Annotated in this window: 17 protein-coding genes and 1 tRNA gene; 15 read left to right on the top strand and 3 right to left on the bottom strand. The window is 64.8% G+C overall.

Features of this window, described 5'->3' with window-relative positions:
* Window positions 1-26 precede the first annotated feature (26 nt).
* The 3 genes from BCO18175_RS37080 to BCO18175_RS37070 all read right to left on the bottom strand — a co-directional run bounded on the left by BCO18175_RS37080 (window position 27) and on the right by BCO18175_RS37070 (window position 3151).
* The gene (locus tag BCO18175_RS37080) at window positions 27-1577 is read right to left on the bottom strand and encodes a SulP family inorganic anion transporter (RefSeq protein ID WP_174988533.1); all 1551 of its coding nucleotides are present in this window, start codon (window positions 1575-1577) and stop codon (window positions 27-29) included.
* A gap of 37 nt (window positions 1578-1614) precedes the next feature.
* Window positions 1615-2256 (bottom strand): carbonic anhydrase, encoded by a 642-nt coding sequence (locus BCO18175_RS37075; protein ID WP_174988532.1) that lies wholly within the window; start codon window positions 2254-2256, stop codon window positions 1615-1617.
* Window positions 2257-2638: 382 nt separating this feature from the next.
* The gene (locus tag BCO18175_RS37070; RefSeq protein WP_174915878.1) at window positions 2639-3151 is read right to left on the bottom strand and encodes a hypothetical protein; all 513 of its coding nucleotides are present in this window, start codon (window positions 3149-3151) and stop codon (window positions 2639-2641) included.
* A gap of 169 nt (window positions 3152-3320) precedes the next feature.
* On the opposite strand from BCO18175_RS37070, the gene BCO18175_RS37065 reads away from it, so the two are divergent.
* The 15 genes from BCO18175_RS37065 (at window position 3321) to nuoH (ending at window position 18499) form a co-directional block, all read left to right on the top strand.
* A complete protein-coding gene (locus BCO18175_RS37065; protein WP_174988529.1) occupies window positions 3321-4580 on the top strand; it encodes a branched-chain amino acid ABC transporter substrate-binding protein in 1260 nt (419 codons plus the stop codon).
* Between the two features lie 107 nt (window positions 4581-4687).
* Window positions 4688-4957, top strand: a complete 270-nt coding sequence (rpsO, locus tag BCO18175_RS37060; protein ID WP_006398792.1) for a 30S ribosomal protein S15 — start codon at window positions 4688-4690, stop codon at window positions 4955-4957.
* A 290-nt stretch (window positions 4958-5247) separates the two neighbouring features.
* Window positions 5248-7395, top strand: a complete 2148-nt coding sequence (gene pnp, locus BCO18175_RS37055; RefSeq protein WP_124582744.1) for a polyribonucleotide nucleotidyltransferase — start codon at window positions 5248-5250, stop codon at window positions 7393-7395.
* Between the two features lie 152 nt (window positions 7396-7547).
* The gene (locus BCO18175_RS37050) at window positions 7548-8567 is read left to right on the top strand and encodes an NAD(P)H-quinone oxidoreductase (protein WP_174988527.1); all 1020 of its coding nucleotides are present in this window, start codon (window positions 7548-7550) and stop codon (window positions 8565-8567) included.
* A 141-nt stretch (window positions 8568-8708) separates the two neighbouring features.
* The gene (gene tpiA, locus BCO18175_RS37045; RefSeq protein ID WP_122945899.1) at window positions 8709-9464 is read left to right on the top strand and encodes a triose-phosphate isomerase; all 756 of its coding nucleotides are present in this window, start codon (window positions 8709-8711) and stop codon (window positions 9462-9464) included.
* A 72-nt stretch (window positions 9465-9536) separates the two neighbouring features.
* A complete protein-coding gene (gene secG / locus BCO18175_RS37040; RefSeq protein ID WP_174988525.1) occupies window positions 9537-9914 on the top strand; it encodes a preprotein translocase subunit SecG in 378 nt (125 codons plus the stop codon).
* Window positions 9915-10026: 112 nt separating this feature from the next.
* Window positions 10027-10111: transfer RNA gene (locus BCO18175_RS37035), tRNA-Leu, on the top strand.
* Window positions 10112-10264: 153 nt separating this feature from the next.
* Window positions 10265-10624, top strand: a complete 360-nt coding sequence (locus tag BCO18175_RS37030) for an NADH-quinone oxidoreductase subunit A (protein WP_006398798.1) — start codon at window positions 10265-10267, stop codon at window positions 10622-10624.
* Between the two features lie 62 nt (window positions 10625-10686).
* A complete protein-coding gene (locus tag BCO18175_RS37025; RefSeq protein ID WP_006398799.1) occupies window positions 10687-11166 on the top strand; it encodes a NuoB/complex I 20 kDa subunit family protein in 480 nt (159 codons plus the stop codon).
* Between the two features lie 21 nt (window positions 11167-11187).
* Entirely contained in the window at window positions 11188-11790 is a 603-nt protein-coding gene (locus BCO18175_RS37020) for an NADH-quinone oxidoreductase subunit C (protein WP_011352699.1), read from the top strand.
* A gap of 9 nt (window positions 11791-11799) precedes the next feature.
* On the top strand, window positions 11800-13053 hold the full coding sequence (locus tag BCO18175_RS37015; RefSeq protein WP_006478265.1) for an NADH-quinone oxidoreductase subunit D: 1254 nt from the start codon (window positions 11800-11802) through the stop codon (window positions 13051-13053).
* Between the two features lie 172 nt (window positions 13054-13225).
* Entirely contained in the window at window positions 13226-13711 is a 486-nt protein-coding gene (gene nuoE, locus BCO18175_RS37010; RefSeq protein ID WP_006750460.1) for an NADH-quinone oxidoreductase subunit NuoE, read from the top strand.
* Window positions 13708-15018, top strand: coding sequence for an NADH-quinone oxidoreductase subunit NuoF (gene nuoF, locus BCO18175_RS37005; protein ID WP_006478267.1), 1311 nt, complete (start codon window positions 13708-13710; stop codon window positions 15016-15018). Before nuoE ends, nuoF begins: the two co-directional genes overlap by 4 nt.
* A gap of 82 nt (window positions 15019-15100) precedes the next feature.
* The gene (gene nuoG, locus BCO18175_RS37000) at window positions 15101-17431 is read left to right on the top strand and encodes an NADH-quinone oxidoreductase subunit NuoG (RefSeq protein ID WP_174988523.1); all 2331 of its coding nucleotides are present in this window, start codon (window positions 15101-15103) and stop codon (window positions 17429-17431) included.
* Window positions 17432-18499 carry an NADH-quinone oxidoreductase subunit NuoH gene (gene nuoH / locus BCO18175_RS36995; protein ID WP_122945895.1) on the top strand — a complete coding sequence of 356 codons (1068 nt, stop codon included), beginning with the start codon at window positions 17432-17434 and terminating at the stop codon, window positions 18497-18499. It abuts the gene before it with no gap.
* Window positions 18500-18504: the final 5 nt, after the last annotated feature.

The raw sequence follows: 18504 nt of genomic DNA, 5'->3' as shown, positions 1-18504 counted from the left end.
CGCCGGGGCGTTTTTTCATTCGCCGCTCATTCGGCGGCCGGCGCGCGGAACAGCCAGCGGCGCGCAGCCGTACGCGGCGCCGGGCTGCGTCGCCGGAACTCGACTGCGATCCCGCGTCGCGGCGCCTCGGCGACGAACGCATCGAGCAGTTCGAGCACGTCGTGATCGATGTAGTCGGCGCGCGTTGCATCGATGATCACCGCGGCCCGGTCGGGAATGTGCCGCAGGTGATGCTTGACCTGGACCTTGCCGAGAAACGACACGTCCTTGCGGAACGACAGCAGGAAGTGGTCATCGTGCTGCGCGAGCGTGACGGGGCTCTTCAGGTTCGCGACGGCGACCGCCAGCACGCTGCAGGCAAGGCCGAGCGCGATGCCGAACAGCAGGTCGACCGCGAGCACGCCGGCAATCGTCGCGGCGAACGGCACGAACGCGGCCGGCCCCTGTTTCATCACCGAGCGGAACAGTGCCGGTTTCGCGAGCTTGAAGCCGGTATGAATCAGGATCGCGGCCAGGCTCGCGAGCGGGATCAGGTTGATCAGGCCGGTGAGTGCGAACACGCTCGCGAGCAGCAGCATCCCGTGCACGATCGCCGACATCCGGCTTTGCGCGCCCGCATTGACGTTCACCGAGCTGCGCACGATCACCGACGTGATCGGCAACCCGCCGACCGCGCCCGCGACGAGATTGCCGACACCCTGGGCCTTGAGTTCGCGGTCGGGCTGGGTCGGCCGGCGCTTCGGGTCGATCTGCTCGACCGCTTCGAGGCTCAGCAGCGTCTCGAGGCTCGCGACGACCGCGAGCGTGATCGCGACACGCCACACGTCCGGATTGACGAGCTGCGCGAAGTTCGGGCCGAGCTCCGCATGCTTGAGCGATGCCGCGAAGGCCGCGAACGATCCGAGTTCGGGGAGCGTCACGCGATGGGCGGCCCCCGGCGCGACCGACGGTGCGACGACGCTCAGCACGAGCGTGGCGCCGATACCCAGTACGACCACCGCGAGCGGGGCCGGCACCGAGCGCACCAGCGTGAAGCGGCGCAGTGCGGGCGTATCCCACGCGACCAGCAGCGCGAGCGAGGCGAGCGCGATGGCCGTCGCGGCCCACGCGACCGGCAGGCCCGGCCAGTTAGCAAACGATTGCGCGGCCGAGCCGCCGATACCGAACGCGAACGGAATCTGCTTCACGATCAGCAGCAGGCCGATCGCGGCGAGCATGCCCTTGATGACGGGTGACGGCACATAGGCGGCGAAGCGGCCGGCGCGCAGCATGCCGAACCCGAATTGCAATACGCCGGACAGCAGTACCGCGAGCAGGAACGCGGAAAAGCTGCCGAGTTGTGCGATCCCTTCGACGACGATCACGACGAGGCCGGCGGCCGGCCCGCTGACGGACAGCGACGAGCCGCTCAGCAGCGCGACGACGATGCCGCCGACGATCCCGGACACGAGCCCGGCGAACGGTTCGACGCCGGATGCATTGGCGATGCCGAGACACAGCGGCAGCGCGACGAGGAAAACGACGATGCCGGCGATGATGTCGCGCGGCAGGGTGGACAGGCGCTCGTTCAGTTTCATGGTTGGGGCGATTTCATTGGCTTGGGGGCGGGGTAGGTCAGCCGAGCGCGCCGGCCGTCGCGGCCTGCACGGGTTCGACGTCGACGGTCGGCGTGGTGTAGCCGGAATCGAGTTCCTGCAGGCGTCCGTCGGCGAGCGAAAAGATCCAGCCGTGCACGAGCGGTGGCCGTTCGCGGCCCTGCACGATCGGGGACGCGCGTAGCAGCCGCACCTGTTCGAGCACGTTGAGTTCGGCGAGGCGGTCGGCGGCGGCCGTGTCGTCGAGCCCGTCCAGCGCGTCGCGATGGCGCCGCGCGAGCGCGCAGAGCGGCGCGATGCGGCGCGCGACGTGCGGCAGGTCGGACGGCGGCGGCAGCAGCGATGCACGTACGCCGCCGCACCCGTAGTGCCCGCACACGATCACGTGGTCGACCAGCAGCACGCGCACCGCGTACTCGAGCACGCTGGCGGAATTGTCGTCGTCGGGATGGAACAGGTTTGCGATGTTGCGATGGACGAACAGCTCGCCGGGCGCGCAGTGCGTGATGGTTTCGGCCGGCACGCGGCTGTCGGCGCAGCCGATCCACAGCACGCGCGGATTCTGGCCGCGCGCGAGCGCGTCGAAGAAGCCGGGCGTGTATTCACGCGTTTCGCGGGCCCAGGCAATGTTGGCAACCAGCATGCTCTTGGGGCGATTCATGAGGACTCCTTTGTGATAAAGGCAAACGTATATCGGCAGAAATGACGCAATGGCATTCTTTCTAAATTGAAAGGTTGGATTTCGACTGATATTAGGGGTATGCCCTAGCACTTCGGGGGTGTTGAAACAATTTGTTTCAAATTGGTTTGGCGTAGTGCATTGCATGCACCAATTCATCGCATGACATGCACTGTGCGTGCCTCTTTCCGCGCAAAGGCCCGCATGACGGGGATGTCAGAGACGTGCCATCGGAATGTCACTAATCGGAAAAGATTCCCGCCGCAATTGCAGAATTAATCGGAAGGCGGAAAAAAGGAAATGGCCATTCACGCAATGATTCGTGAATGGCCATGGTGAAAATTGCGCGTAAATGCGTAATCGGTCAGAACAGGTTGCGGCGGTCGGGATCGTGCAGCGGGTCGGGCGTCTTCTGCGTGATGCGCAGGATGCCCTGCGGATCGAAGTAGAAGCTGTACATCATGTACCAGACGTTGTCCTCGAGATACCGATAGGTCCACACCTCGCGCTTCATCAGCGGGAAGTAGGACGTCTCGACGGGGCGTCCGAAGTTGACGAGGACGTCGGTCTTCGTCCACTTGCCGATCTCTGCGCGATAGAACTCGTTCGGCTGCAGGACCTGCCGCACGTTGACGATCTTGTGGGCCGCGTCGACGTCGGCCGCGATGGTGATTTCGCCCATCGGCTGGGTCGGCCACATCAGGCGCTTGCCGCCGCCGGGCAGGTCGTAGATCTCGCGCGGCGGGCCCATGCGTGCGACGATCGCCGACTCGTCCTGGCCGGCCTGGTATTGCTGCCACGGTTGCGCGCAACCGGCCAGCAGCGCGGCGGCGCTGGCGAGCAGCACCGGCAGGCGCGCGGAAATGCGAATGCGCATGGGGATTCTCCAGAACACGGAAACAATTCCCGTTTTATCACGGACGGCGCGCGACCGCGCATCGCGCGGAAAAAATCGGTGCGGATCGCCGCCATGGTCGCGCTTGCGGGCGGCGGGGGCGCCGGCCTATGATCCGCGCTTCTCGGGCAGATTGAAGGGCAGGTGGCCGATGCAGGGGTGGAAGCGGTGCGCGCTCGCGTTGAGCGCGGGGTGGATGCTGGTGTCGTCCGCGTTTGCCGGCGGCGAGCCGGTGCGGATCGCGCTGATCGAGGGGATGTCGGGGCCGTTCGCGAACGCGGGCGCGGCGGTCGAGCGCAACCTGCGCTTCGGCGTCGAGCAGGTCAACGCGGCGGGCGGTGTGAAGCTGCGCGACGGCGCGCATCCGCTCGAACTCGTGGTGCTCGACAGCAAGGGCAGTCCCGAGGAGGCACTCGTGCAGTTGCGCGTGGCCGCGGACCGCCATATCGGGTTCGTCACGCAGGGCAACAGCTCGGCCGTCGCGGCAGCGCTCGTCGCGGCGCTCGACAAGCTGAACGCGCGCGATCCGGACAACCGGATGCTGTTCCTCAACTATTCGGCCGACGATCCGGCGCTGACCGGCGCGCGCTGCAGTTTCTGGCATTTCCGCTTCGACGCGCACGCGGGCATGCGGATGGCCGCCCTCGCGGACGTGATGGCGCGCGACCGCGCGCTGCGCAAGGTCTACCTGCTGAACCAGGACTACAGTTTCGGCCACGACGTCAGCACGCTCGCACGACAGGCGCTGGCGGCGCGGCGCCCGGACGTGACGATCGCCGGCGACGAATTCCACCCGATCGGTCGGATCAAGGATTTCTCGCCGTACATCGCGAAGATCCGCGCAAGCGGCGCAGACGCCGTCGTGACCGGCAACTGGGGCAACGACCTCACGCTGCTCGTGAAGGCGGCGCGCGAGCAGGGGCTGAATGCGAAGTTCTACACGTTCTACGGCAACAGCCTTGGCGCGCCTGCCGCACTCGGCGACGCCGGTGTCGCGCGGGTCGTGGCCGTGGCGGACTGGCACCCGAACGCGGGCGGCGCAAAATCCGATGCGTTCTACCGCGCGTTCCGGAACCGTTTTCCGGCCGCCCAGGACGACTATCCGGTGCGGCGAATGAGCCAGATGATCGAGATGCTGGCTGCCGCGATGAACCGCGCGGGTTCGGCCGACCCCGTCGCGGTCGCACGCGCGCTCGAGGGCCTGTCGTTCGACGACGGCTTCCACGCGTCGCGGATGCGCGCGCAGGATCATCAGTTGATCCAGCCCCTTTACGTGATGGAGATGGACAAGGCCGGCACGCCGGGCGTGCGCTTCGACAACGAGGGTTCGGGCTACGGCTTCCGGACGGTGCTCGCGGTGCCGGCGCAGCGCACAGAGATGCCGTCCGCCTGCTCGATGACGCGCCCGTGACAGGGGGCGGTAAGAACGGCGCGGAGTTGTGCTACAATGCGCGCCGGTTGTAAGTCACGGCACGGCCATTCTTCCGTGTCCGCCTGTTCAGTTAGAAAGGAAATCACATGTCTGTTGCAGATATCAAGAAGTCGGAAGTCGTTGCTCAGTTCGCCCGCGGTACCAACGACACGGGGTCGCCCGAAGTCCAGGTCGCACTGCTGACCGCACGTATCGTCGAACTGACGGGTCACTTCAAGACCCACGCGAAGGATCACCACAGCCGCCGCGGCCTGCTGCGCATGGTGAGCCGCCGCCGCAAGCTGCTCGACTACCTCAAGGGCAAGGATGCCGACCGTTACCGCGCACTGATCGAGAAGCTGGGTCTGCGTAAGTAATCGAGGCGATTGCCGCCAGCAAGATGCCTGTGTCAGTCCGCTGATACAGGCATTTTGTTTTTGCGCGGTGCGTAGCGTCACACGCACCGCAGGCTGTCCGGCACGGTTGTGCGGGGCTGCCGCAACGACCGGTACCGGGGCAGGATTTGTGTCATTCCAGCGCGTCGCTGCACGAGCGCCGCGCTGGAATGGCATAAAAAACACACCTTGCTCCGGGTGATTCGGTCGGGACGCCGCCGCGCGGGATGGCCGGCGCGGCGAATGAAATGCATGAATTCAAAGGAGCAACCATGTCCATGTTCAACAAGGTCGTGAAGGAATTCCAGTGGGGCCAGCACAAGGTGCGCCTCGAAACCGGTGAAGTCGCTCGCCAGGCAAGCGGCGCCGTGATCGTCGACGTCGAAGATACCGTCGTGCTGGCAACCGTCGTCGGCGCGAAGTCGGCGAAGCCGGGCCAGGATTTCTTCCCGCTGACCGTCGACTACCTCGAGAAGACCTACTCGGCCGGCAAGATCCCGGGCGGCTTCTTCCGCCGCGAAGGCCGTCCGTCGGAGCACGAAACGCTGACGTCGCGCCTGATCGACCGTCCGCTGCGCCCGCTGTTCCCGGAAGGCTTCTACAACGAAGTCCAGGTCGTGATCCACGTGCTGTCCGTGAACCCGGAAATCCCGGCGGACATCCCCGCGCTGATCGGTGCATCGGCTGCGCTCGCGGTGTCGGGCCTGCCGTTCAACGGCCCGGTCGGTGCCGCACGCGTGGCGTACATCGACAACGCATATGTGCTGAACCCGACGCGTGACCAGATCAAGGCATCGAGCCTCGACCTCGTCGTCGCAGGTACGGAACGTGCCGTGCTGATGGTCGAATCGGAAGCCGATCAACTGTCGGAAGACGTGATGCTGGGCGCCGTGGTGTTCGGCCACGAGCAGATGCAGGTCGCGATCGACGCGATCCACGAACTGGTGCGCGAAGGCGGCAAGCCCGAGTGGGACTGGCAGCCGGCACCGAAGAACGAAGCGCTGATCGCGCGCGTGACCGAGCTGGCACAGAACGACCTGCTCGCTGCTTACCAGCTCCGCGACAAGCAAGCGCGTTCGACGAAGCTGAAGGAAGTCTACGCAGCGACCTCGGCGAAGCTCGAGGAAGACGCGCAGGCGGCCGGTACGGTCGCAGCCGACAAGGCTACCGTCGGCAACGTGCTGTTCGACATCGAAGCCAAGATCGTCCGTTCGCAGATCCTGAACGGCGAGCCGCGCATCGACGGCCGCGACACGCGCACCGTGCGCCCGATCGAGATCCGCACCGGCGTGCTGCCGCGTACCCACGGCTCGGCGCTGTTCACGCGCGGCGAGACGCAGGCGCTGGTCGTCGCGACGCTCGGCACGAAGGGTGACGAGCAGATCATCGACGCGCTCGAAGGCGAGTACCGCGAGCGCTTCATGCTCCACTACAACATGCCCCCGTTCGCGACCGGCGAAACGGGCCGCGTCGGCTCGCCGAAGCGCCGCGAAATCGGCCACGGCCGCCTCGCGAAGCGTGCACTGGTCAAGTGCCTGCCGAGCGCCGACGAATTCGGCTACTCGATCCGCGTCGTGTCGGAAATCACCGAATCGAACGGTTCGTCGTCGATGGCATCGGTGTGCGGCGGCTGCCTCGCGCTGATGGACGCAGGCGTGCCGATGAAGGCGCACGTCGCGGGCATCGCGATGGGCCTGATCCTCGAAGGCAACAAGTTCGCGGTGCTGACCGACATCCTCGGCGACGAAGATCACCTCGGCGACATGGACTTCAAGGTGGCCGGCACGGAGCAAGGCGTGACGGCACTGCAGATGGACATCAAGATCCAGGGCATCACGAAGGAAATCATGCAGGTCGCGCTCGCGCAGGCGAAGGAAGGCCGCATGCACATCCTCGGCAAGATGACGTCGGCAGTTTCGGGTGCGAACACGCAGCTGTCGGAATTCGCGCCGCGCATGATCACGATCAAGATCAACCCGGAAAAGATCCGCGACGTGATCGGCAAGGGCGGTTCGGTGATCCGCGCGCTGACGGAAGAAACCGGCACGACCATCGACATCTCCGACGACGGCGTCGTGACGATCGCGAGCACGAACAGCGACGGCATGGCCGAAGCGAAGAAGCGCATCGAGCAAATCACGGCAGAGATCGAAGTCGGCCAGGTGTACGAAGGCACGGTTCTGAAGCTGCTCGATTTCGGCGCGATCGTGAACCTGCTGCCGGGCAAGGATGGCCTGCTGCACATCTCGGAAATCGTCAACGAGCGTGTGAAGGACATCAACGACTACCTGAAGGAAGGCCAGCAAGTGAAGGTCAAGGTCATCCAGACGGACGAAAAGGGTCGCGTGCGTCTGTCGGCGAAGGCGCTGCTGAATGAAGCAGCGGCGGCGTCGCAGTCGGATACGCCGCCGCAGCAGTAAGCGGGTAGGCGGATCAACGGCCGGCAGTGCGAAAGCGTGCCGGCCGTTTTTTCTGTAGCATCGTTGTGCGGCGCAGCAGCGCCGGTCAGGTGCCCGCGCCGCGTGCGGGCGTGCCATCCGATTCCGATCCTGATCCTGGAGCGACCATCACCATGAAAGCCATCGAAATCACCGAATTCGGTGCCCCCGACGTGCTGAAGCTTGCGGAGCGTCCGCGCCCCGAACCGAAGCGCGGCGAAGTGCTGATCAAGGTGGCGGCTTCCGGCGTGAACCGGCCCGACGTGTTCCAGCGCAAGGGCGCCTATGCGCCGCCGCCGGGTGCGTCGGATCTGCCGGGCCTCGAGGTCGCGGGCGAGATCGTCGGCGGCGACCTGTCGGACGCCGCGTTGAACCCGTTCGGCCTGAAGTCGGGCGATCGCGTGTGCGCGTTGCTCGCGGGCGGTGGCTATGCCGAGTATGCGGTCGCGCCGCTGCTGCAATGCCTGCCGGTGCCCGACGGGCTGACCGATATTGAGGCGGCGTCGCTGCCCGAAACGTTTTTCACCGTGTGGAGCAACGTGTTCGACCGTGCGCAGCTCGGCGCGGGCGAGGGCGGCGAGCAGGAAACGCTGCTGGTGCAGGGTGGCTCGAGCGGCATCGGCGTGACCGCGATCCAGATCGCGCATGCGCTCGGCTTTCGCGTGTTCGCGACGGCCGGTACTGCCGACAAGTGCCGCGCGTGCGAGGCGCTCGGCGCCGAACGCGCGATCAACTACAAGACGGAAGACTTCGTCGAGGTCGTGAAGTCGCTGACGCACGATCGCGGCGTCGACGTGATCCTCGACATGGTGGCGGGCTCGTACGTGCCGCGCGAACTGTCCGCGCTCGCGGATGGCGGCCGTCTCGTGCTGATCGCGCTGCTCGGCGGCGCGAAGGCCGACGTCAACCTGGGCGAGATCCTGCGTCGCCGGCTGACGATCACGGGTTCGACGCTGCGCCCGCGCCCGGTCGAGTTCAAGGCGCAGATCGCCGCGCAACTGAAGGCGCGCGTGTGGCCGCTGCTTGCCGACGGCCGCATCAAGCCGGTGATCTATCGCGTATTGCCCGCTGCGGACGCCGCACAGGCGCACGCGCTGATGGAAAGCAGCGAGCACACCGGCAAGATCGTGCTCGATTGGGGTACGAACGCCTGACGGCCCGTGCAGCCGGGCTTGACATGCGCGGTTTGACCGGTTCAAGCCGCGCGCAGTAAAATCGCCGGTTTGCTTCGCCAGATCAAACCTGACGGCCGGTTTCCGGCACGTTAATGACCAAGCGGTGACGAGACAGACACGATGTCGAAACAGAGAACTAAGCGTGTGATCGGCAACTGGAAGATGCACGGCCGGCTGGCCGGCAACCAGGCATTGCTGAACGAAGTGGTGCAGGGCGCGGGCGCGGTGGCGGCCGAAACGTCGGTCGGCGTGTGCGTGCCGTTCCCGTATCTCGCGCAGGTTCAGGCGCAGCTCGACGGCGGCCGTGTCGCCTGGGGGGCGCAGGACGTGTCCGCGCACGAGCAGGGCGCGTTCACCGGTGAGGTGGCGGCTGCGATGGTCGCGGAATTCGGCGCACGCTATGCGATCGTCGGTCACTCGGAGCGCCGTGCGTACCACGGCGAGCGCAACGAGACGGTCGCGGCGAAGACGCAGCGCGCGCTCGCGGCGGGGCTCACGCCTGTCGTGTGCGTCGGCGAGACGCTCGACGAGCGCGAGTCGGGTGCGACCGAGCAGGTGGTCGGTGCGCAGCTCGACGCAGTGCTGGCGGTGCTGACGGCCGACGAGGCTGTGCGCATCGTCGTCGCGTACGAGCCGGTCTGGGCGATTGGCACGGGCAAGAGCGCGACGTCGGCGCAGGCGCAGGATGTGCACGCGTTCCTGCGTGCGCGTCTCGCGGCAAAGGGCGCGGCGGACGTGTCCGTGCTGTACGGCGGCAGCGTGAAGCCGGACAACGCGGAAGAGCTGTTTGCGCAGCCGGACATCGACGGTGGCCTGATCGGCGGCGCGTCGCTGAAGGCGGAAGATTTCCTGGCGATCTGCCGGGCCGCGCGTTGAGCGGTCCGCGATCGAATTGAACCATGACGGCGGCCGGTCGGTCCGGTCGCCTGATCCATTCGGGTGGGTGTGATGCTGTTATTCAAGACGCTGATTATTGTGGTGCAGGTGCTGTCTGCACTCGGTGTGATTGGTCTCGTGCTGCTGCAGCACGGCAAGGGTGCCGACATGGGCGCTGCGTTCGGCAGCGGCGCGTCGGGCAGCCTGTTCGGTGCAACGGGCTCGGCGAACTTCCTGTCGCGTACGACGGGCATTCTCGCAACGATCTTCTTCATTGCGACGCTCGCGCTGACGTACCTCGGTTCGTACAAGTCGACGCCGTCGGCGGGCGTGCTTGGCGCGGTCTCGACCGCGCCGGCATCGGCGCCTGCTGCATCGGCACCGGCTGTCGCGGCATCGGCTGCGGCAGGCTCGGCTGCAAGCGCGCCGGGTCAGGACGTCCCGAAATAAAAAGTTAAATTTTTTGCGATTGTGCGTTGAACAAATCTCGAAGTCGGGTTAGAATTTAATTCTTGAAGCGATTCGCGGGAAACAAGTTGTTACAACCCCGGTTGCATGCAGTGCCGACGTGGTGAAATTGGTAGACACGCTATCTTGAGGGGGTAGTGGCGAAAGCTGTGCGAGTTCGAGTCTCGCCGTCGGCACCAAAGTTACTCAATGCCAGCCGCTTCTAGTGGCTGGCATTTTTCATTTCTGGGGTGTGCTTGCGGTTGTCTTGCGATCGCCTGCACTCCGAAATGATTCCTTCCGCCGGAAGTGGTATTCTCCGGACGCTCAGAACCAACCGATAGAGGATTGCCTTGAACCTCGCAGCCTATTACCCCGTCTTGTTGTTCCTCCTCGTGGGCACTGGTTTAGGTATAGCGCTGGTCAGCATCGGCAAGCTCCTTGGTCCCAACAAGCCGGACGTCGAGAAGAACGCACCGTACGAGTGCGGCTTCGAAGCCTTTGAAGACGCCCGGATGAAATTCGACGTCCGGTACTACCTCGTCGCCATCCTGTTCATCATCTTCGATCTCGAAACCGCATTCCTGTTTCCGTGGGGCGTCGCGCTCCGGGACATCGGCTGGCCGGGTTTCATCGCAATGATGATTTTTCTGCTCGAATTCCTGCTGGGCTTTGCCTATATCTGGAAGAAAGGCGGGCTCGACTGGGAGTGATGGGTTAATCGCCGGTTTGCATGGGCGGCCACGCTCGGTCGCTCGTCTGGAGTGGAAAGCAAATGAGTATCGAAGGGGTCTTGAAGGAAGGGTTTGTCACCACGACGGCTGACAAGCTGATCAACTGGACGCGTACCGGCTCGCTGTGGCCGATGACGTTCGGGCTCGCGTGTTGCGCCGTCGAAATGATGCATGCGGGCGCGGCCCGTTACGACCTGGATCGGTTCGGCGTCGTGTTTCGCCCGAGCCCGCGTCAGTCGGACGTGATGATCGTCGCCGGCACGCTGTGCAACAAGATGGCGCCTGCGCTGCGCCGCGTGTACGACCAGATGGCCGAGCCGCGCTGGGTGATCTCGATGGGATCGTGCGCGAACGGCGGTGGTTATTACCACTACTCGTATTCGGTGGTCCGCGGTTGCGACCGGATCGTGCCAGTCGATGTCTACGTGCCGGGCTGTCCGCCCACGGCCGAGGCGCTGGTCTACGGCGTGATCCAGCTTCAGGCGAAGATCCGCCGCACCAATACCATCGCCCGTCAATAAAGCCCCGAGCGTCCCCTCAATATGGCAAGCAAAATCGAGACCCTCAAGGCAAACCTCGAAGCCGCGCTCGGCGCGCGCGTGGTGAGCCTCACCGAAGCGATCGGTGAACTGACGCTCGTCGTGAAGGCGAGCGATTACCTCGAAGTCGCAAAGATGCTGCGCGACGATCCGAAGCTCCGTTTCGAGCAGCTGCTCGACCTGTGCGGCGTCGACTACCAGACCTTCGGCGACGGTGCGTACGACGGCCCGCGCTTCGCGGCCGTGTCGCATCTGCTGTCGGTCACGAACAACTGGCGCCTGCGCCTGCGCGCATTCGCGCCGGACGACGACCTGCCGATCGTGGCATCGCTGGTCGACATCTGGACCTCCGCGAACTGGTACGAACGTGAAGCGTTCGACCTGTACGGCATCGTGTTCGAAGGCCACCCCGACCTGCGCCGCATCCTCACCGACTACGGCTTCATCGGCCATCCGTTCCGCAAGGACTTCCCGGTGTCGGGCTATGTCGAAATGCGTTACGACCCGGAAGAGAAGCGGGTCGTGTACCAGCCGGTGACGATCGAGCCGCGCGAAATCACGCCGCGCGTGATCCGCGAGGATCGCTATGGCGGTCTGAAACATTAAGGGGGCGTCATGGCAGAAATCAAGAACTACACGCTCAACTTCGGCCCGCAGCACCCGGCAGCGCACGGCGTGCTGCGCCTCGTGCTCGAGCTCGACGGCGAAGTCATCCAGCGTGCCGATCCGCACATCGGCCTGCTGCACCGCGCGACCGAAAAGCTCGCGGAATCCAAGACGTTCATCCAGTCCGTGCCGTACATGGACCGTCTCGACTACGTGTCGATGATGGTCAACGAGCACGGCTACGTGCTCGCGATCGAAAAGCTGCTCGGCATCGAAGTGCCGGAGCGCGCGCAGTACATCCGCGTGCTGTTCGACGAGATCACGCGCGTGCTGAACCACCTGATGTGGATCGGCGCGCACGCACTCGACGTCGGCGCGATGGCCGTGTTCCTGTACGCGTTCCGCGAACGCGAAGACCTGATGGACGTGTACGAAGCGGTGTCCGGCGCCCGGATGCACGCTGCGTACTACCGTCCGGGCGGCGTCTACCGCGACCTGCCTGACGCAATGCCGCAATACAAGGCGTCGAAGATTCGCAACGAGAAGGCGCTCGCGAAGATGAACGAAGCGCGCAGCGGCTCGGTGCTCGACTTCATCGACGATTTCTTCACGCGCTTCCCGAAGTGCGTCGACGAATACGAAACGCTGCTCACCGACAACCGGATCTGGAAGCAGCGTCTGGTCGGGATCGGCGTGGTCAGCCCGGAACGTGCGCTGCAGATGGGCCTGACGGGTCCGATGCTGCGCGGCTCGGGCATCGCCTGGGACCTGCGCAAGAAGCAGCCGTACGAAGTGTACGATCGCATGGATTTCGACGTGCCGGTCGGCGTGAACGGCGATTGCTACGACCGCTATCTGGTGCGCGTCGAAGAAATGCGCCAGTCGATCCGCATCGCGAAACAGTGTATTGAGTGGCTCCGCAAGAATCCGGGCCCGGTGATGACGGACAATCACAAGGTTGCACCGCCGTCGCGCGTCGGCATGAAGACCAACATGGAAGACTTGATTCACCACTTCAAGCTCTTCACCGAAGGTTTCCATGTGCCGGAAGGCGAAGCGTACGCGGCGGTCGAGCATCCGAAGGGTGAGTTCGGCATCTACCTCGTGTCGGATGGTGCCAACAAGCCGTATCGCCTCAAGATTCGCGCACCGGGTTTCGCGCACCTGGCGTCGCTCGACGAAATGGCGCGCGGTCACATGATCGCCGACGCCGTCACGATCATCGGTACGCAGGACATCGTGTTCGGCGAGATCGATCGCTAATGGTTGCGCTGCCCGCGAGAGCGGGCGGCGAGCAGTAAGTCACACGCGATGCGCGCTGAACCGGCGCGGCTTCGCAAGCTGTCAACAGAGTGAGCGCCAGGTCTGCCGTCCATGCACCCCAGTGTGCGGCAGGTTGTTCGTTCGGTAGGAATTGAAAGAGTCGTGTCTGAAAATGATCTCAGCTGAAGGCCTGAAGGAAATCGATCGCGCGTTGACGAAGTATCCCGCCGATCAGAAACAGTCCGCCGTGATGTCGGCGTTGGCCGTTGCTCAGGAAGAGCACGGCTGGCTGTCGCCCGAACTGATGCAGTTCGTTGCGGACTATCTCGGCATGCCGGCCGTTGCCGTGCAGGAAGTCGCAACGTTCTACACGATGTACGAGCTCAACCCGGTCGGCAAGCACAAGATCACGCTCTGCACGAACCTGCCGTGCCAGCTCGGCCCGGACGGTGGCGCGGAAGCAACTGCCGACTACCTGAAACAGAAGCTGGGCATCGGCTTCGGCGAGACCACGCCCGACGGCAAGTTCACGCTGAAGGAAGGCGAATGCATGGGCTCGTGCGGCGATGCGCCGGTGCTGCTGGTGAACAATCACAGAATGTGCAGCTTCATGAGCCGCGAGAAGATCGACCAGCTGCTTGAGGAGCTCTCGAAATGACGTCCCTCCACGACCGTCACATCAAACCGCTGATCCTCGCTGGTCTGAACGGCGAGAACTGGCATCTCGAAGATTACGTTGCGCGCGGCGGCTACAAGCAGCTGCGCCGCATTCTCGAAGAAAAGATTCCGCCCGAGCAGGTGATCGCCGACGTCAAGGCGTCGGGCCTGCGTGGCCGTGGCGGTGCGGGCTTCCCGACCGGCCTGAAGTGGAGCTTCATGCCGCGCCAGTTCCCGGGGCAGAAGTACCTCGTCTGCAACTCGGACGAAGGCGAGCCGGGCACGTTCAAGGATCGCGACATCCTGCGCTGGAACCCGCACGCGCTGATCGAAGGCATGGCCATCGGCGCGTACGCGATGGGCATCACCGTCGGCTACAACTACATCCACGGCGAAATCTTCGAAGTGTATCGACGCTTCGAAGCCGCGCTCGATGAAGCGCGCGCTGCCGGGTTCCTCGGCGACAACATCATGGGCTCGGAATTCTCGTTCCAGCTGCACGCGCACCACGGTTACGGCGCGTACATCTGCGGCGAGGAAACGGCACTGCTCGAGTCGCTCGAAGGCAAGAAGGGCCAGCCGCGCTTCAAGCCGCCGTTCCCGGCGAGCTTCGGCGTGTACGGCAAGCCCACCACGATCAACAACACCGAGACGTTCGCCGCGGTGCCGTTCCTGCTGTCCATCGGGCCGCAGAACTACCTCGAGATCGGCAAGCCGAACAACGGCGGCACGAAGATTTTCTCGGTGTCGGGCGACGTCGAGCGTCCGGGCAACTATGAAGTGCCGCTCGGCACTCCGTTCGCGACGCTGATGGAGCTCGCCGGCGGGATGCGCGGCGGCAAGAAGATCAAGGCCGTGATTCCGGGCGGTTCGTCGGCACCGGTGATCCCGGGCGACATCATGATGCAGACGGATCTCGACTACGATTCGATCGCGAAGGCGGGCTCGATGCTCGGTTCCGGCGCGGTGATCGTGATGGACGAGACGCGCTGCATGGTGCGCTCGCTGCTGCGCCTGTCGTACTTCTACTACGAGGAATCGTGCGGCCAGTGCACGCCGTGCCGTGAAGGCACCGGCTGGCTGTATCGCGTCGTGAATCGTATCGAGCACGGCGAAGGCCGCCAGGAAGATCTGGACCTGCTGAACTCGGTTGCCGAGAACATCATGGGCCGCACGATCTGTGCACTCGGCGATGCGGCGGCGATGCCGGTACGCGGGATGCTCAAGCACTACTGGGACGAATTCGCGTACCACGTCGAGCACAAGCACTGCATGGTCGGCGGCCACGCGCACGCGGCGGCAGCCTGAAGCGAACCCGGTTGCGGAATTTGAGCGCACGGTCGGGCGAAGGCGCGAACGGGCGGAAATAGGTTAAGGACCATTCACCATCATGGTTGAACTTGAAATAGACGGCAAGAAGGTCGAGGTGCCCGAAGGCAGCATGGTGATCCAGGCTGCGCACAAGGCGGATACGTACATTCCTCACTTCTGCTATCACAAGAAACTGTCGGTTGCGGCCAACTGCCGGATGTGTCTCGTCGAAGTCGAGAAGATGCCGAAGGCCGTGCCTGCGTGCGCGACCCCCGTGTCGGCCGGCATGATCGTCCATACGCAATCCGACAAGGCCGTGAAGGCGCAGCAGTCGGTGATGGAATTCCTCCTCATCAACCACCCGCTCGATTGCCCGATCTGCGATCAGGGCGGCGAATGCCAGCTGCAGGATCTGGCGGTCGGCTACGGCAAGTCGTCGTCGCGCTACTCGGAAGAGAAGCGTGTGGTGTTCCACAAGAACGTGGGCCCGCTGATCTCGATGGAAGAAATGTCGCGCTGCATCCACTGCACGCGCTGCGTCCGCTTCGGCCAGGAAATCGCCGGCGTGATGGAGTTCGGCATGCTGGGCCGCGGCGAGCACTCGGAAATCACGACGTTCGTCGGCAAGACGGTCGATTCCGAAATGTCGGGCAACATGATCGACCTGTGCCCGGTCGGCGCGCTGACCAGCAAGCCGTTCCGCTACAGCGCCCGTACGTGGGAACTGTCGCGTCGCAAGTCGGTGAGCCCGCACGATTCCGTCGGCGCGAACCTCGTCGTGCAAGTGAAGAACAACCGCGTGATGCGCGTGCTGCCGTTCGAGAACGAAGCGATCAACGAATGCTGGATCTCGGACAAGGACCGCTTCTCGTATGAAGGCCTCAACAGCGAAGAGCGCCTGACGAAGCCGATGCTGAAGCAGGGCGGCCAGTGGATCGAGACCGACTGGCAGACCGCACTCGAATACGTCGCGAAGGGCCTGAAGGGCATCGCCGCGGATCACGGCGCGAACGCGCTGGCGATGCTCGCGAGCGCGCACAGCACCGCTGAAGAGCTGTTCCTCGTGAAGCAGCTCGCCAACGAGCTGAAGACGCCGAACGTCGACTTCCGTCTGCGTCAGCAGGATTTCTCGGCGCCGGTCCAGGGCGCACCGTGGCTCGGCATGCCGATCGCCGACCTGTCGAACGTGGACGCCGCGTTCGTCGTGGGTTCGTTCCTGCGCCGCGATCACCCGCTGTTCGCCGCCCGCCTGCGTCAGGCCGCGAAGAACGGCGCGAAGCTGCACTTCCTGCACGCAACCGGTGACGACGCACTGATCCCGACCGCGCAGCGCATCGTTGCTGCACCGTCGGCATGGCTCGACCAGCTGGCCGGCATCGCTGCGGCCGTCGCGCAACTGCGCGGTGTCGCGCTGCCCGACACGCTCGCGGGCGTCACGGCATCGCCGGCCGCGCAGGCTGTCGCCCAGTCGCTCGCGAACGGCGAACGCCGCGCTGTGCTGCTCGGCAACGTCGCGGTCCGCCATCCGGAATTCGCAAAGCTGCACGCCGTCGCCAAGTGGATCGCCGACAACACCGGCGCCACGTTCGGCTTCCTGACGGAAGCGGCGAACACGGTCGGCGCGCACGTCGTCGGCGCACTGCCGGGCGAAGGCGGCCTGAACGCACGCGAAGCGTTCGCGCAGCCGCGCAAGGGCTACGTGCTGCTGAACGTCGAACCGGAATTCGACACTGCCGATCCGGCGCAGGCGCTTGCCGCGCTGAATCAGGCCGAGATGGTCGTCGTGATGTCGCCGTTCAAGCACGGTCTCGACTACGCCGACGTGCTGCTGCCGGTTGCGCCGTTCACGGAGACGGCCGGTACGTACGTGAATGCGGAAGGCACCGTGCAGAGCTTCAACGGCGTCGTGCGCCCGCTCGGCGATACGCGTCCGGGCTGGAAGGTGCTGCGCGTGCTGGGCAGCCTGCTCGGCCTGCCGAACTTCGAATACGAGACCTCGGAAGAAGTGCGTCTCGCAGCGCTCGGCGATGCCGGCGTCGCGGGCCGCCTGTCGAACCAGACGTCGGTCGCACCGGTGCGCGTCGCGGCGAATGCCGCGAACGGCGGTTTCGAGCGCCTGGCCGATGTGCCGATCTATCACGCCGACGCACTCGTGCGCCGCGCAGGTGCACTGCACCTGACGGCCGCCGCGAAGGCGGCGAATGCCGCAGCCCTGCCGGCCGCGCTGTTCGACAAGCTGGGCTTGAAGGAAGGCGACGCCGTGCGCGTACGCCAGGGCGAGCGTGCGGTGCAGTTGCCGGCCGTGCGCGACGCGAATCTTGCGGAGACCGTCGTTCGCGTGTCGGCGGCGACGCCTGCCGGCGCAGCGCTCGGCAGCCTGTCCGGTGAACTGGTGGTGGAGAAGGCGTAAATGAGCTTGTTCGATACGATCAACGCGGGCGGGTCCCAGCTTCTCGGCTTCGCGTGGCCGACGGTGTGGGCAGTCGTGCGCATCCTCGTCGTCTCCGTCGTCATCCTGCTGTGCGTCGCGTACCTGATTCTGTGGGAACGCAAGCTGATCGGCTGGATGCACGTGCGTCTCGGCCCGAACCGCGTCGGTCCCGGCGGCCTGCTGCAGCCGATCGCCGACGTGCTGAAGCTGCTGCTGAAGGAAGTCATTCAGCCGAGCGCCGCCAGCCGCTGGCTGTACCTGATCGCGCCGGTGATGACCGTCGTGCCGGCGTTCGCCGTGTGGGCCGTGATCCCGTTCCAGGCCGAAGCGGTCCTCGCCAACGTGAACGCGGGCCTGCTGTACGCGATGGCGATCTCGTCGATCGGCGTGTATGCGGTGATTCTCGCAGGCTGGGCATCGAACTCGAAGTACGCGTTCCTCGGCGCGATGCGCGCCGCGGCACAGATGGTGTCGTACGAAATCTCGATGGGCTTCGCGCTGGTGCTGGTGCTGATGACGGCCGGCAGCCTGAACCTGTCGGAAATCGTCGGTTCGCAGCAGCACGGCTTCTTCGCGGGCCACGGCGTGAACTTCCTGTCGTGGAACTGGCTGCCGCTGCTGCCGGCGTTCGTCGTGTACTTCATCTCGGGCATCGCCGAAACGAACCGCCACCCGTTCGACGTGGTGGAAGGGGAGTCGGAAATCGTCGCGGGTCACATGATCGATTACTCGGGTATGGCGTTCGCGCTGTTCTTCCTCGCCGAGTACATCAACATGATCGTGATCTCGGCGCTGACTGCGACGCTGTTCCTCGGCGGCTGGGATGCACCGTTCGAATTCCTGTCGTTCATTCCGGGCATCTTCTGGCTGGTGCTGAAGATATTCGCGCTGCTGTCGGTGTTCATCTGGGTTCGCGCGACGTTCCCGCGTTTCCGTTACGACCAGATCATGCGCTTGGGCTGGAAGGTGTTCCTGCCCGTCACGGTGGTCTGGGTGGTCGTGGTCGGCTTCTGGATGATGTCGCCGCTCAACATCTGGGTGAAGTAATCGGA

The sequence above is a fragment of the Burkholderia lata genome (assembly GCF_902499335.1).
In the GTDB taxonomy this organism is placed as follows: Bacteria; Pseudomonadota; Gammaproteobacteria; order Burkholderiales; family Burkholderiaceae; genus Burkholderia; species Burkholderia lata_B.
The sequence above is the reverse complement of the archived record's forward strand: the minus strand, read 5'-3'. Positions and strand labels throughout refer to the sequence as shown.

Bases quoted from the DNA above. Each gene is read 5' to 3' on its own strand.
- BCO18175_RS37080 (WP_174988533.1), bottom strand. From the start codon at position 1,577: ATGAAACTGAACGAGCGCCTGTCCACCCTGCCGCGCGACATCATCGCC.
- BCO18175_RS37075 (WP_174988532.1), bottom strand. From the start codon at position 2,256: ATGAATCGCCCCAAGAGCATGCTGGTTGCCAACATTGCCTGGGCCCGC.
- BCO18175_RS37070 (WP_174915878.1), bottom strand. From the start codon at position 3,151: ATGCGCATTCGCATTTCCGCGCGCCTGCCGGTGCTGCTCGCCAGCGCC.
- BCO18175_RS37065 (WP_174988529.1), top strand. From the start codon at position 3,321: ATGCAGGGGTGGAAGCGGTGCGCGCTCGCGTTGAGCGCGGGGTGGATG.
- rpsO (WP_006398792.1), top strand. From the start codon at position 4,688: ATGTCTGTTGCAGATATCAAGAAGTCGGAAGTCGTTGCTCAGTTCGCC.
- pnp (WP_124582744.1), top strand. From the start codon at position 5,248: ATGTCCATGTTCAACAAGGTCGTGAAGGAATTCCAGTGGGGCCAGCAC.
- BCO18175_RS37050 (WP_174988527.1), top strand. From the start codon at position 7,548: ATGAAAGCCATCGAAATCACCGAATTCGGTGCCCCCGACGTGCTGAAG.
- tpiA (WP_122945899.1), top strand. From the start codon at position 8,709: ATGTCGAAACAGAGAACTAAGCGTGTGATCGGCAACTGGAAGATGCAC.
- secG (WP_174988525.1), top strand. From the start codon at position 9,537: ATGCTGTTATTCAAGACGCTGATTATTGTGGTGCAGGTGCTGTCTGCA.
- BCO18175_RS37025 (WP_006398799.1), top strand. From the start codon at position 10,687: ATGAGTATCGAAGGGGTCTTGAAGGAAGGGTTTGTCACCACGACGGCT.
- BCO18175_RS37020 (WP_011352699.1), top strand. From the start codon at position 11,188: ATGGCAAGCAAAATCGAGACCCTCAAGGCAAACCTCGAAGCCGCGCTC.
- BCO18175_RS37015 (WP_006478265.1), top strand. From the start codon at position 11,800: ATGGCAGAAATCAAGAACTACACGCTCAACTTCGGCCCGCAGCACCCG.
- nuoE (WP_006750460.1), top strand. From the start codon at position 13,226: ATGATCTCAGCTGAAGGCCTGAAGGAAATCGATCGCGCGTTGACGAAG.
- nuoF (WP_006478267.1), top strand. From the start codon at position 13,708: ATGACGTCCCTCCACGACCGTCACATCAAACCGCTGATCCTCGCTGGT.
- nuoG (WP_174988523.1), top strand. From the start codon at position 15,101: ATGGTTGAACTTGAAATAGACGGCAAGAAGGTCGAGGTGCCCGAAGGC.
- nuoH (WP_122945895.1), top strand. From the start codon at position 17,432: ATGAGCTTGTTCGATACGATCAACGCGGGCGGGTCCCAGCTTCTCGGC.